The organism is Arthrobacter sp. 05L45_2 (assembly GCF_056397525.1).
This window is the reverse complement of the sequence record NZ_JBFTNO010000146.1, coordinates 1-12,954: the sequence shown is the minus strand read 5'-3', so window position 1 is coordinate 12,954 and position 12,954 is coordinate 1. Positions and strand designations below refer to the sequence as shown.

The window sequence follows — 12,954 nt, the reverse complement described above, 5'->3', positions numbered from 1 at the left end:
CGCACAACTGCGAACCATTTTCCAGGCCGTTTAGAAAGGGAGTCAGTCGCTATCTTTCCGCATCAGCGGCGGCGACTCGAACTACTTTACACACCAAACCGACCCCGAACAAATCCACCCCCACACCACCCGCCAGGCCCCGTAATCCCCGGGATTCCGCGGTTTCCGGAGGCCGCGGGCGCCCCCGGAGGCCGGCGGGGCCGCCGTCGGACTTTTATGCAGTGGGTCACACGGCGGGCCAGTGCCACGAACCTCCCCCGGAGCCGTCCCGCACGGGCCCCGTTGCACACGTCCCCCCGCCATGCCTAGGCTGATTACTAAGCATGCTTAGCGTGTTGTGGGATCCACCCGCCGTTTGTGCCGGGCCCGCCCGGGTCCGGTGCAGCGCAACCATCGGAGGAGAACTATGACTGACCAGTACACGTTCAGGAACCCCGTGACGGCCTACGAGCAGATCGAGCCGCCGGAGCAGAGCCAGCCGGAACCGGGCCTGGACGCGAAGATGACACCCAAGGCGGACCTCGGCGAGGACACCTACCGCGGGACCGGCCGGCTGGAGGGGCGCAAGGCGCTCATCACCGGCGCGGACTCGGGGATCGGCGCTGCGACGGCGATCGCGTTCGCCCGCGAGGGTGCCGACGTCGTGATGTCCTACCTGCCGGAGGAGGAAGAGGACGCCGCCCGGATCGCCGGCCTGATCGAGGAGGCCGGCCGCAAGGCGGTCAAGGTCCCCGGCGACCTGAAGGACTCGGCCGTCTGCCGGGAACTGGTGGAGACCGCGGTGCGGGAACTCGGCGGCTTGGACATCCTGGTGAACAACGCCGGCAAGCAGGTGGCGCAGAAGGCGCTGGCCGATATCACCGACGAGCAGCTGGACCACACGTACAAGACCAACGTGTACGCCATGTTCTGGCTGACCAAGGAGGCGCTGCCGCATCTGCCGGCGGGCTCAACGATCATCAACAGCACCTCCATCCAGGCCTACAGCCCGTCCGAGACCCTGGTGGACTACGCCTCGACCAAGGGCGCGATCAACAACTTCACCAAGGGGCTGGCCCAGCAGCTCGCGCCCAAGGGTATCCGGGTGAACGCGGTGGCCCCGGGGCCGATCTGGACGCCGTTGCAGCCCAGCGGCGGCCAGCCCACGGAGGAGCTGCCGGAGTTCGGCACGCAGACTCCCCTGGGCCGCGCGGGCCAGCCGGCCGAGTTGGCCCCGGCGTATGTGTTCCTGGCCTCGGCCGAGTCCAGCTACGTGGTGGGCGAGACGCTGAACGTCAACGGCGGGATGCCGACGCCGTAGCCTCCCCCGGACAGTGCCAACCGACGACGGCGGCCGCCTCCCCGGGCTGGGAGGCGGCCGCCGTCGTCGTTAGCCCCTACCGTTGCGGGACCAGGGACTTGCTCCACAGCACCGCGCCGTTGGCGTTGCGCAGGCTCACGGTGAAGACGTCGTCCGCGGCCAGGTCCACGTGGCCAAAGTACTGGCTCTCGCCGCTGCGCGGGGACTGGTTGGCATAGGCGCCGGCCTTGTAGAACGCCACCTCCGGGCCGAAGGTGCCGTCCAGGGTGTTGGGGCCGAAGCTGCCGGCGTTGATGGGTCCGGCCACGAATTCCCAGAAGGGGTCGAAGTCGGTGAACCCGGCACGCTCGGGCGAGTAGTGGTGCGCGGCGCAGTAATGCACGTCGGCCGTCAGCCAGACCACGTTTTTAACCCGGTTGCGCTTGAACGCCGAGAGCACCCCGGCGAGTTCGAGCTCCTTGCCCAAGGGGGCGCCGGCGTCGCGGTTGGAGAGCGATTCCTGGTTCACCGGGCCGTCCGGGACCACCAGTCCCAGCGGGAGGTCGTTGGCGATAACCTTCCACGTGGCTTTGGACTTGCTGACCTCGCGGATGAGCCAGTCCGCTTGTTCCTGGCCCAGGATGTGGGTCAGGTGCGTTTCCTTGCCGTCCGTGTTGKGGTCCTTGAAGCTGCGCATGTCCAGGCAGAAGATCTCCAGCTGCGGGCCGCGGCTGATTTTGYGGTAGATCCGGGCCGGTTCGAAGCCGGTGCCGCCGGGCGTGACGCCCGCGATGGGCTGGTATTCCTGCCACGCCTGCCGGCCGCGGGCGGCGAGGACGTCCACGCGGCGTTCGGTGTAACGGGTGTCGGTGAGGACCTGGCCGGGGTACCAGTTGTTGTGCGTCTCGTGGTCGTCCCACTGYGCGATCACCGGGACCTCGGCGTAGAGGGCGCGGATGTTCTTGTCCATCATGTTGTAGCGGTGCCGGCCGCGGAAGTCGTTGAGCGTCTCGGCCACCTTGGACACTTCCTCGGTGACCAGGTTGCGCCAGACCTGGCCGTCGGGCTCGCTGACCTCGGCGCTGATGGGCCCGTCGGCGTAGATAGTGTCGCCGGAGTGGATGAAGAAGTCCGGCTTGGTGGCGTGCATGGCCGCGTAGCCGCGCATGCCGCCGATGTCCTCGTTGATGCCCCAGCCCTGGCCGGCGGTGTCGCCGCTCCAGACGAAGCTCCGGCCGCGGGCCGCGCGGCCGCTGGCCAGCAGCCCGGTGCCGGGGGCAGTGCTGAAGGAGCCCTGCGCGGTCTCGCCGGCGTGGCCGTCGGCGTCCTCGAAGTGCAGGTTCACGGCGAAGCGGGTCCCGGCGGGCAGGTGCTCGGCGTTGATTTTGGCCGTGAAGTCGGTCGCCTCCGAGGCGGCGCTCCCCCGCAGCACCCGGCGGAAGGCACCGCGCCCGCGCAGCGGGGACCCGGCGTCGTCGACCGCCAGCAGTTCCGCCACCAGCCGGCCCGGACCCGACGCCCGGGACCACAGCACACCGGAGCCGGTGGTGACATCGCCCGTGGCGATCCCGGAGGGCAGGGTCAGTCGGTTGCGGACCAGGGCGACGCCGGACGGCCGTGCGGCACTGGCCGATCCGGCTGTGGCGGGGACGACGGCGGCGGCACCGGCGGCGGCCAGGGCACCTTTGAGGACATTGCGGCGGGTGAAATCAGTCATGGTGTCCATCCTTGACTGCCCGCGTAAACCGCTGGTGGCGGTGGCGTGAACAGCGCTGGCCGACTTGGGAGCCGGCTGCGGCCTCACACGCCAGTGGATTCTCTATCACTTTCGGTTGTTCTGAGGGCCTCAGACCATCCATAGGTGATAGGGCATCCGGGCAGGGGGCTCTCAGCGCGGCGGGGCGTCGACGAACGCGACCTGGCCGGCGTACTGCTGGTAGAGCTTGACGGCCTCGTCGACGTCGATGTGGCCGACGTCCAGGGACACGGCGAGGCTCTCGAGCTGGGCGCTGCAGGTCTCGGCGGCACTGACCCGGTCCGCGACCGAGCGGGAGGTCGCGAAGTTGGTGGAGAGTGCGGCGGCGACGGAGAAGATGACGGCCAGCAGGCACAGGACCCGCCAGACGATCGAGTCCTCGCTGAGCGACAGCAGGCCCGCGGTGGCGTGGGTGAAGCCGGTGCCGCCCACCGCGGGACCGGCGGTGAGCGCGGCGGCCAGGCCGCTGCCGACGATGCTGACGTTGGAGAGCCGGTTCCGGCGGGGCCGTTCGCGGGCCAGGTAGGCGGTGACGGCGCGTTGTTTGTCGTCGATCCGGTCGGACAACCGTTGCCGGGCCCCTGGTGCTTCGCTCATGCTCTGATGCCAGCTTCCCTCGCCGATCCCTGGGCTCCGCGTGGTGGCGAACGCGGACAGCAACAGGATGCTCCCGGCCGGGGGCGGTGTCCATAGGAGGTTGAAGCGCCCGGTTAAACCAAAAAAGCAGGGCCCGTCCGGAGACGGGCCCTGCTTGAAACCTAACGGTCCCGGAACTCTAAGGAATTAGAGGCCCTGGATGTTGGTTGCCTGGGGACCCTTCGGGCCCTGCTCTACGTCGAAGGAAACCTTCTGGTTCTCTTCGAGGGAGCGGAAGCCGGAGGAGTTGATCGCGGAGTAGTGCGCGAAAACGTCCTGCGAGGAGTCATCGGGGGAAATGAAGCCGAAGCCCTTTTCAGCGTTAAACCATTTGACGGTACCAGTAGCCATTATTTTTGTCCTTCGTGAAGGTGGAGGAACAGTCCCGACTTTCGGGTCCTCCGGTGTGGGGTGCTCAAAACCGCTGCTTCAGAAGAACACGGACTTTCGACCGCGCGTACTGCCTGAACTACGAACTGCATAAACACAACAACGGTCCCTACTCTACAGGATTGGGCGCGGGTCGATTACCACATGTCGGAGGGTGCGGCTGGCGGGTGCCGCCGGCCGCCACCTTAGGCGGCGGGCTGCCGGGAGTCGACCGTTGCGAGGTCCGGCGTCGGCGCCCCCGCCTTGCGTACGGCGGGCGCCGCCGTCGTCGTTTGTTGCCCGCGGACGACGGCGGGCTCCCCCGCGATTTCCGTGCAGGCGCCACGGCGCATCCGGCGTTCGACGGCGCGGCCGGCGGCGACCGAGAGGCGCTGGGCGGGGCCTTCGACGTAGCGGAAGAACAGCTCGCCGACGATGAACGAGGCCGCCACGGAGACGGCGAGCGCCAGCGGGAGCGAGACCGCCCGGAGCAGGGTGACGCCGGCGAGGATGATCGGCAGGTGCACCAGGTAGACGCTGAAGGAGACCCGGCCCAGCCATTGCGCGACGGCCGTGTCGCCGAGTTTCTTGGCGGTGCCGCTCAGCAGGAAGACCAGGACGATCAGCGTCGCGCCGACGGTGACGAGGGCCTCGACGCCCTGGACCGGGTTGGGCCGCCCGAGCCATTCGGCGTTGGCCAGAACCAGTCCGGCGGCGGTGACCGGGAGCCAGATCAGGCCCGGCCAGGAGCTGGTCAGGCTGCGGATCCGTTCCCGTTCGGCGCCGAGGATGGCGCCGATGGCGAAGATGGGGAGGTAGATGAGCCAGTCGATGTCCTGGACTGCGCCCACCCCGACGAGGGCCAGGGTGAGGCCGAGCTTCAGCAGCCAGAGCCGGCGCCAGCGGAGGGCGATCACCACGTAGAGCGGGAGCAGCAGGGAGAAGAGGACCTCCCATTTGAGCGTCCACAACGGGGTGTTGATGGTGCTCGAGCTCATCACCAGCAGGGCGTCGCGGGCGATCTGGCCCGGGTTGGGGTTGGTCACGTACATGTCCGCCCACGGGCTTTGCAGCGGCGAGGGCGTCCGGGGGACGACGGCGATCAGCGCGACGGCCGCCGCCAGCGCCGCCCAGGCCGGCAGGTAGAGACGGAGGAGCCGTTTGGCGTAGTACGGCGCCCAGCTCCTGGCGGCGCCCTGCTTAGTGAAGGGCAGGATCAGGACGAACCCGGAGAGCACAAAAAAGACGTGGACGGCGGGGGTGCCGTTCCAGAGGACGTGCAGCGGGGAGAAAACGGCCCACGACTCGAGCGGACCGAGCCCGGCGGTGCGGTCATCGAACACCACACTGCCGATTCCGGGGAGGGGGGAGAGGGCATGGCAGGCGACAACCACCAGGGCGGCGAGGCCGCGGAGGCCGTCCAATTGCGTGACTCGGGAGTGTCCAGACTGATGGGGCATCAACCCAATGTTACCAGTTCGTTACACTCGCAAACTGAGTAAGTTTCCAAGTAGTGGCTACTCGTGACACCGGACCGGGCGGACGAATAGCTTGGGCCTCAGTCACAGTTCACAGCAACAATGCCAGGCTGGGAGGCAACGATGCGTAACAGCGCAGCCCTGACCGCCGCCACGCCGGCACCCGAGCCTGAACCGCTCCCCGGCAGAGTCCGCACGGACTTCACGCCCCTGTGTGAGAAGAAGCTTTTCAACTACGCCACCGTTGCGCCCATGAGCCGGGCCGCCTACGAGGCCGCACGAACGTTTATGGAAGATTTTTTCCTCTACGGGCCACCTGAGGTCCTTTACCGCTACGACTCGATTGCAGATAACGTGTCCACCGAGGCTGCCCGGCTGGTCAATTGTGAGGCCGCGGAAATCACGTACCTGAAAAACACCACCGAGGGCATCATCATGGCGAGCGAGGCGCTGCCGTTGCACCGGGGTGATGAAGTGCTGGTGCTCGGCAACGAATATCCCGCGAACCTGCTGCCGTGGCTGCGGAAGCGGCACGACGGCGTGAGCGTCAAGGTGATCTCGGGCCGCGACAACGAAGCCGCGTTCGGCCGCCTGTTCGAGAGCATCGGCCCGCACACCAAGGTCATCAGCATGTCCTCGGCCCAGCAGTACGACGGTTTTATGCCCGCCCTGGGCCTGCTCTCGACTGTCTGCCACGCCCTGGGCATCTTCCTGGTGATCGACGCGGTCCAGCACATCGGCGCGAGGACCATCGACCTGGCCAAGACGCCCGTGGACATCCTGGTCTGCGGGGGCCAGAAGTATCTGCGGGCCGGCATGGGCATCGGCTTTATGTACGTGAACCGGAACGTTATGCCGGTCCTGCGTGACTGCAAGGCGGGCATCCGCAGTGTGGAGCGTTTCGACGAGTCATCCTACGTACTGAAAAGTACGGCTGCCCGGTTCCAGGACGGCACCCAGAACGTGGTGGGCCTGGTGGCGCTCCACGCAGCGCTCCGGGAAATCAACACCGTCGGCATGGACACCATCGAGCAGAAGAACCTTGAGCTCCTGGCGGGCATCAAGGCCATTCTGCAGGGCCACGGGCTGGAGTTCATTGACCACGGCGCGCAGCAGAGCAACATCGTGTCCATGCAGATCCCGGATCCCACCGGGCTCTTCGGCTTCCTGCTGGAACGGGGCGTCTATATCAAGGCCGTCCAGGACGTCGCGCGGCTCTCTTACATCCATGAGTCCACGCTGGACGACGTCGAGGTGCTGGCCGGGCTGACCCGGGAATACCTTGCCGGCGGCCAGGGCTAGCCTGCCGCCTGGCTTTTCGCGGGGGGCTTTAGCCAGCGGGGTTCCCAGCAACGGACTTAGCCGGCGGCGGCTTAACCTACCGACCATTCGACCTTGGGCATGATGATGGCGCGGTCGATGCTGTCCTTGTGTCGGCGGGTGAACTCGAGCATGTTGGCCATCTCTGTTTGGAGCCGGGCCTCCAGGCACTTGTGGGAGTCACTGATCGCCTCGTGCACTTCCACTTCGGGCTCGAGCTTGCCCGACGGTTCCTGGCGCGGGTTGGGGACGTAGTCGAAGCTGACGCTGGGGTCGATCTCCGCAAGCTTTTGYGCGATGTCGCCGATGCTGAGCCGGTGCGTGTAGTTGTGCACCAACTGGTGTTCGCCGGGCGCGACGTCGAGGTCGATGAACTTCAGGAAGTTCTCGGTGGTGTCGGCCAGACTGATCAGACCGGTCTTCTGGGTGCCGTCGCCGTAGATGGTGAGGGGGTGGCCGATGACCGCCTGGCAGACAAAGCGGTTGAAGACGGTGCCGAAGACGGCGTCGTAATTGAACCGGGCCGCCAGGCCGGCGCAGTCAGCGGCATGGTTTTCCGGAATCGTCGCGCCAAAGATTGTGGCCTGCTGGACGGTTACCACTTTCAGGCCCCACATGGCGGAGCAGAGGTCATCGATGAGCATGTCGGTGATTTTCGACTGGTGGTAAAAGTCGGTGGCCTGCATCGGAATGTAGCTTTGCAGGACCTTGTGCTGATTGCCGTGGTGCTCGAACGCAAAGTCGTGTTTGCCCAGCGGGATGGAATCGGTATCGGTGGCCATGTAGCAGCCGCCGGAGCCGAGCTTGATGTACTTCGTCCCTTTGCTGACGTTGGCGATGGCCCACAGCACGTTCAGGTGGCCGACAATATTATTCGTAAAGGTGGCGGCGGCGTTCTCGGCACTGCTCATGGAGAAAGGCGCCGAGGGCTGTTGGGCGGCGTTAATTACGACGGCGGGCCGGTACTTCGCAATGATCTTCTCCGTGGCCTTGGCGTCCAGGAGCTCGACTTTCTCGAACGACAGGTGGGCCGGCCGTACGTGTGCGGTCTCGGGGCGTGGTGGTAAGCGCTGCGGCCGCGGGCGTATTCTGCAGGAGAATCTGTTCCTGACCAGCCACTTTCCGGAGGTTCACCGTGGAAATGCCGAAAGCGTCCGACGCCGAGAAAGAGCACTTCCGCTCGCTGATCCCGGACCGCCCCGGGGTGGTGGTCAAGCCGATGTTCGGGAACCTCGGGGCGTTCGTCAACGGCAACATGTTCGCCGGGCTCTTCGGTCCCACCGTGGGTGTGAAGCTCTCCGGGGCGGACAAGCAGGCGCTCGAAAGCAGCGAGCGGACGGTCCCGTTCGGCCCGCCCGAGCGCCCCATGGGCGGCTACACCGGATTGCCGGAGGTCTGGAACGGCGAGGGCGACGGCGACGAGGCGCGGGCGAAGGCCTGGGTGGGGAAGGCGCTCGAGTATGTGGCCGGGTTGCCGCCGAAGACACCGAAGAAGTAGCCGCCGGGCCGCAGCGTTCCTGTGGCCGGCTGGGAGCCGGCGCCGCCGTCGTCGTTGTTACACGTAGTCTCCGGCACGTTCGCGGGCGATCTCCAGCAGGGTGGAATGGAAGGCGACCTCGGCCGGGGCGTAGACCTTGTCCTGGCGCTGGGCCAGGAGCACGCGCCGCAGCGGTGCGGCGGAGCCGAGGCTGATGACCCGGACGTCCGGGTGCTGCAGGGCCACGGCGGTCTTCGGCACCATGGCCACGCCCATGCCGACGCTCACCATGGCCTGCGCTTCCTGGTAGTCGTTGGCGAGGAAGCCGATGGTCGGTTCGAACCCGGCCTCGTGGGCGGAGCGCTGCAGGACCTCGACGACGGGGTGGGCCTCGGCGCGGACGATCCAGGATTCCTTGCGGAGCTCCTCCATCCGGATCTCGTCGCGGTCGGCCAGCGGGTGGCTGCGCGAGACGAGCAGCACGGTGCTCTCCTGGAACACCTCCGTGATCCGGATGGAATCGTCCTGGAACCGGTTCCACGGGTAGTCCCAGAGCAGGCACAGCCCGGTCACCCCGGACTGCAGGTCACTGACCAGGTCATCGAAGCGCGCGCTGCGCAGGGACAGGCCAATCGCCGGGTACCGCTTCTTGAAGGCCCGGATGACCAGCGGCAGGAAGGAGCCGGCGAGCGTGGGAAAAGTGCCGACGGTCAGCGAGCCGCGCTTGAGGCCTGCGATCTGATCCAGGTCCGACTGGGCGGCCCGCATCTGGCCGATGATCTTGCGCGCGTGGCCGGCGAGGATCTGCCCGGCCTCGGTGGGTACCACGCCACGGGAGCGACGGTTAAGGAGCGGCTGCCCGACTTCCTGCTCAAGTTTCCGCAGCTGCTGCGAGACGGCGGAGGGCGTGTACATCATCAGCTCGGCCGCGGCGGTGATGGATCCCCGCTCCACCACCTCCACCAGCAGGGCGAGGCGCCGGATGTCGAACAATTCCTGGTCAGCATCGTTAAGCAACGCTTTGCCCTTCTGTTGGATCGGTTAATTCTATACATTCGCCCGCGAATTGGCGGTGTGTAACGCCCCGATTTCGACGGCGGCGCCCGCCCGACTGGTCACTGGCCGCCGTCGCAGCAGTGAATGAAGCATCACTACAGTCCCGTGCAGATATCCAACCTTGTCTTCATTTGTGATCTGGATCAATCTCGAATCAAGCCCTTGAACACCATTGGGGCAGATCGACCCAGAACCGAAGCTAGGAACAGACCATGAAGATCGAAGCGGAGTGGATGCGCGGAGGCACCAGCAAATGCTGGGTCTTCGAAACAGGCCAGCTGGCCGAGACCGGGACCAGCCCGGACGTGCTGCTGCCCCGGCTGTTCGGCAGCCCCGACCACCGGCAGATCGACGGCGTCGGCGGCGCCACCTCCACCACCAGCAAGGCGATGATCCTGCACCGCCCCGCCGACGCCGGCATCGATGTCGAATTCACCTTCGCCCAGGTGGGCATCGAGGAGGCCGCGGTGGATTGGGGCAGCAACTGCGGCAACTGCTCCGCCGTCGTCGGCCTCTATGCGATCGAAAAGGGCTGGGTGGTCCCCGACGGCGACATCACCCGGATCGTCACCCGCAACACCAACACCGGCCAGATCATCATCCAGCGGGTGGCCACGCCGGCCGGCGCCCTGCCGATCGTCCCGCAGGCCCAGATGCCCGGCGTCCCGTTCCCCGGCTACCGGGTGGGCCTCGGCTTCCTCGACCCGGCCGGCAAGACCACCGGCCGGCTGCTTCCCACCGGCTCCGCCACCGACACCATCGTCGCCGGCGGCACCCGCTGGACCGTGTCCCTGGTCGACGCCGGAGCACCGGTCGTGATGCTGCGCGCCGAGGAGCTGGGCCTCGACCCGGAGCGGCACGCCAACTGGACCGCCGGGCTGGAACTGCAGCTGGACACCCTGGAACACATCCGCCGCCAGGCCGCCGTGCGGATGGGACTCGCGGCGACGCCCGCCGCGGCCGCCCGCGCCGTCCCCAAGGTCGCCGTCGTCGCCGCCCCGGCGCGCTCCGACGCCGAGGCCGACGTCGCCGTCGTTATGCTCTCGATGGGCAAGCCGCACCCGGCCCTGGCCATCACCGGCAGCATCGCCCTGACAGTCGCGGCCCGTACCCCGGGCACCCTGCTGGCCGAGATCACCGGCGGCACCGCCGGCCCCACGCTGCGGCTGCGCACCCCGGCCGGGGTGATCGAAACCTGGAGCGAGGAACGGGACGGGCAGCAGCTCATCGGCGTCGACCGCACCGCCCGCACCATCGCCACCACCACCATCCACCTTCCCGAGGCCCTCGGCACCGCCGTCGACGCCTCCCTTGCCAGCGCTACTCGATGAGGAGAAAGCATCATGACTAACATCGCAGAAAAGACTGCAGAAGAAACCGTAGAAAAGGCTTCGCAACAGTCCTCACCCGGGGACACCGGCGTCGAGCCATCCCGGCGTCCCGACCGCCGCCGCCGTATCCTGCTGGTGACGGTAGCCGCGATCGCTGTCCTGGGTCTGGTCGCCCTCCTGTTTGGAGGTGGCCTGTTCAACCCCGCGGCCGCCCCTGACTCGGAGCCGACCATGACCGCCACCCAGATCATCCCGCTTGTCATCCTCGTGGTGATGTTCGTCGTCGCCACCAAATGGCCGCTGAACATCGGCGTCATGGGGCTGGTGGCGTCCTTCGGCGTCGGCTACTTCATGCTCGGCATGAGCGACAAGGACATCCTGGAGGAGTTCCCGGCCAGCATCGTCCTGACCATCATCGGTGTGACCTACTTCTTCAGCATGGCGCAGCGGAACGGGTCGATCGACATCATCGTCCAGACCTGCGTGCGGCTGGTCCGGGGCAAGACCATGCTGCTGCCCTGGGTGTTCTTCCTCCTGGCCGCGGCGCTGACGTCGCTGGGCACCTTCTCCCCCGCCGCGGTGGCGCTGCTGGCCCCGGCGGCCCTGGGCCTGGCGTACGAGTCCCGCATCCACCCGGTCCTGATGGGCGCCTTCGTCATCAACGGCGCCCACGCCGGCGGTTTCTCCCCGCTGTCCGTCGCCGGTGTACTGGTGCACGACATCGCGCTGAAGAACGGCTTCCCCATCTCGCAGGGCGGGCTCTTCACGGCCAGCTTCGCGCTGAACTTCATCCTCTCCGCGCTGACCATCGTGCTGTTCGCCCTGCTGGGCAAGCTGCGCGACAAGCACGCCAACGAGTACGCCGGCTTGGAGACGCCCCGCACCGGCCGCCCGAGCGGACAGCAGCTCTTCACCCTGGTGCTGATCGCCGCGATCCTGGTCTGCACGCTGGTCTTCCACATGCCGATCGGCTTCGTGGCCCTCTCCGCCGGCCTGCTGCTGGCGTTCGTCAACATCAAGGAACACAAGACGTTCATCGGCGGCGTTTCCTGGTCCACCGTGCTGCTCGTGGCCGGCATGATCACCTACGTCTCGCTGCTGCAGCACGTAGGCGTCATCGACACCCTCGCCGAGATGGCCCTGGCCCTGGGAGCGCCGCTGCTGATCGCCCTGGTGCTTTGCTACGTCATCGGCGTCGGCTCCGCGTTCGCCTCCTCGACGGCGCTGCTCACCGCGTTCATCCCGATGGCCGGGCCGCTGCTGGCCACCAGCTCGCTGAGCGCCTCCGGCACCGTGGCTGCCCTGGCCATCGCGGCCACCGTGGTGGACGTCTCCCCCTTCTCCACCGACGGCGCCCTGGTGGTGGCCAACGCCCGCGACAACGACCGCCAGCGCGTCTACCGCCAGCTCATGATGTACGCCGGCGGCGTGGTGCTCGTGGCACCCGCACTGGCCTGGGCCCTGCTGGTGCCGACCGGGGTTATGTAGGAGGAACGCGAATTCCCGCAAAGGCAGGGCGGCTTTCACAGCCGGCCTGGCTTTGGTTTTGCGACCGGTGCGACTTCACTCGTTTCACGGCGGCTGTCGATGTATCGGCTTGAGGGAGATTGGGCCGCCGGGGCGTCCGCCGACGCCGGGGACTTCCCCGCCGCGGTCGGCTCAACCTGCCGTCGGGCCCGCGGATAATCTCCGTGACACCCGCGGCGTCCGCCGTCTGAACGCCCGCAAGGCACTTGACGATGCCTGCGAGCAGTTCATCCCGGAACTGCTCGTCGCGACCGGATGATGGCCGCCCTCCCTGATCTGGTACCAGCTTGGTGCCTTCCTCAGGACCCAGATTCGAGTTGCGTTATGGAGCAACCCCTCGGTGTCCACAGCCGCGCCAGGTCGTGCGGCGCTCCCAACAGGCCGATCTTCAAGATCGCAACGTGGAACAGCAGTCAGGGTGAGCTCCTCGAAACCATCCTTGCTAACGAGCGGGACATCAGCGGTTCCTTCCCAAGGCAGGTCGATCGAGCTCCTCTCTTCGGTTAGACACTCCTGCCGGAACCAAGAAATCCCTCAAGAGTGGTGAAAGACCTCCGCATTCGACCCGTTGTAGCAATGCATCCTAAGGAACATGTCTAGAATCGAGTTCACGCGCTCAGCGAGATTCTGTCGGCCAACGAGCGAAGTCAAAGACCTAGGAGCACGAGTGAGCAACGCAGTGATCGAAACGACGACTGAGCAGTCGGCCAAGTATGAGATGAAGG

At 66.8% G+C, this 12,954-nt stretch carries 11 protein-coding genes; 5 read left to right on the top strand and 6 right to left on the bottom strand.

The window, feature by feature from the left end:
* The first annotated feature begins 406 nt into the window (after positions 1-406).
* Positions 407-1,300 carry a glucose 1-dehydrogenase gene (locus AC1DHD_RS11600; protein ID WP_476879858.1) on the top strand — a complete coding sequence of 298 codons (894 nt, stop codon included), beginning with the start codon at positions 407-409 and terminating at the stop codon, positions 1,298-1,300.
* 76 nt (positions 1,301-1,376) lie between these two features.
* On the opposite strand, the gene AC1DHD_RS11595 is transcribed toward AC1DHD_RS11600, so the two are convergent.
* From AC1DHD_RS11595 to AC1DHD_RS11580, 4 genes are all read right to left on the bottom strand, one after another.
* On the bottom strand, positions 1,377-3,005 hold the full coding sequence (locus AC1DHD_RS11595; RefSeq protein ID WP_476879857.1) for an alkaline phosphatase D family protein: 1,629 nt from the start codon (positions 3,003-3,005) through the stop codon (positions 1,377-1,379).
* A 162-nt stretch (positions 3,006-3,167) separates the two neighbouring features.
* Positions 3,168-3,632 carry a hypothetical protein gene (locus AC1DHD_RS11590; protein WP_476879856.1) on the bottom strand — a complete coding sequence of 155 codons (465 nt, stop codon included), beginning with the start codon at positions 3,630-3,632 and terminating at the stop codon, positions 3,168-3,170.
* 186 nt (positions 3,633-3,818) lie between these two features.
* Positions 3,819-4,022, bottom strand: a complete 204-nt coding sequence (locus AC1DHD_RS11585) for a cold-shock protein (protein WP_208747914.1) — start codon at positions 4,020-4,022, stop codon at positions 3,819-3,821.
* Between the two features lie 224 nt (positions 4,023-4,246).
* Entirely contained in the window at positions 4,247-5,500 is a 1,254-nt protein-coding gene (locus tag AC1DHD_RS11580) for an acyltransferase family protein (RefSeq protein ID WP_476879855.1), read from the bottom strand.
* 141 nt (positions 5,501-5,641) lie between these two features.
* Here AC1DHD_RS11580 and AC1DHD_RS11575 point away from each other — a divergent pair, with 141 nt between their 5' ends.
* Positions 5,642-6,820 carry an aminotransferase class V-fold PLP-dependent enzyme gene (locus AC1DHD_RS11575; RefSeq protein WP_476879854.1) on the top strand — a complete coding sequence of 393 codons (1,179 nt, stop codon included), beginning with the start codon at positions 5,642-5,644 and terminating at the stop codon, positions 6,818-6,820.
* 71 nt (positions 6,821-6,891) lie between these two features.
* On the opposite strand, the gene AC1DHD_RS11570 is transcribed toward AC1DHD_RS11575, so the two are convergent.
* Positions 6,892-7,926 carry an NAD-dependent epimerase/dehydratase family protein gene (locus tag AC1DHD_RS11570; RefSeq protein ID WP_476879860.1) on the bottom strand — a complete coding sequence of 345 codons (1,035 nt, stop codon included), beginning with the start codon at positions 7,924-7,926 and terminating at the stop codon, positions 6,892-6,894.
* Positions 7,927-7,973: 47 nt separating this feature from the next.
* On the opposite strand from AC1DHD_RS11570, the gene AC1DHD_RS11565 reads away from it, so the two are divergent.
* The gene (locus tag AC1DHD_RS11565; protein ID WP_476879853.1) at positions 7,974-8,336 is read left to right on the top strand and encodes a TfoX/Sxy family protein; all 363 of its coding nucleotides are present in this window, start codon (positions 7,974-7,976) and stop codon (positions 8,334-8,336) included.
* A 57-nt stretch (positions 8,337-8,393) separates the two neighbouring features.
* Here AC1DHD_RS11565 and AC1DHD_RS11560 read toward each other — a convergent pair whose 3' ends face one another.
* Positions 8,394-9,332, bottom strand: a complete 939-nt coding sequence (locus AC1DHD_RS11560; protein WP_476879852.1) for a LysR substrate-binding domain-containing protein — start codon at positions 9,330-9,332, stop codon at positions 8,394-8,396.
* A gap of 251 nt (positions 9,333-9,583) precedes the next feature.
* Here AC1DHD_RS11560 and AC1DHD_RS11555 point away from each other — a divergent pair, with 251 nt between their 5' ends.
* Together AC1DHD_RS11555 and AC1DHD_RS11550 are read left to right on the top strand one after the other, a co-directional pair.
* Positions 9,584-10,702, top strand: a complete 1,119-nt coding sequence (locus tag AC1DHD_RS11555; protein ID WP_476879851.1) for a PrpF domain-containing protein — start codon at positions 9,584-9,586, stop codon at positions 10,700-10,702.
* 231 nt (positions 10,703-10,933) lie between these two features.
* Entirely contained in the window at positions 10,934-12,190 is a 1,257-nt protein-coding gene (locus AC1DHD_RS11550; protein WP_476879859.1) for an SLC13 family permease, read from the top strand.
* Positions 12,191-12,954: the final 764 nt, after the last annotated feature.

Excerpts from the sequence above, each read along its gene's own strand:
- AC1DHD_RS11600 (WP_476879858.1), top strand. The coding sequence starts at position 407 with ATGACTGACCAGTACACGTTCAGGAACCCCGTGACGGCCTACGAGCAG.
- AC1DHD_RS11590 (WP_476879856.1), bottom strand. The coding sequence starts at position 3,632 with ATGAGCGAAGCACCAGGGGCCCGGCAACGGTTGTCCGACCGGATCGAC.
- AC1DHD_RS11585 (WP_208747914.1), bottom strand. The coding sequence starts at position 4,022 with ATGGCTACTGGTACCGTCAAATGGTTTAACGCTGAAAAGGGCTTCGGC.
- AC1DHD_RS11580 (WP_476879855.1), bottom strand. The coding sequence starts at position 5,500 with ATGCCCCATCAGTCTGGACACTCCCGAGTCACGCAATTGGACGGCCTC.
- AC1DHD_RS11575 (WP_476879854.1), top strand. The coding sequence starts at position 5,642 with ATGCGTAACAGCGCAGCCCTGACCGCCGCCACGCCGGCACCCGAGCCT.
- AC1DHD_RS11555 (WP_476879851.1), top strand. The coding sequence starts at position 9,584 with ATGAAGATCGAAGCGGAGTGGATGCGCGGAGGCACCAGCAAATGCTGG.
- AC1DHD_RS11550 (WP_476879859.1), top strand. The coding sequence starts at position 10,934 with ATGACCGCCACCCAGATCATCCCGCTTGTCATCCTCGTGGTGATGTTC.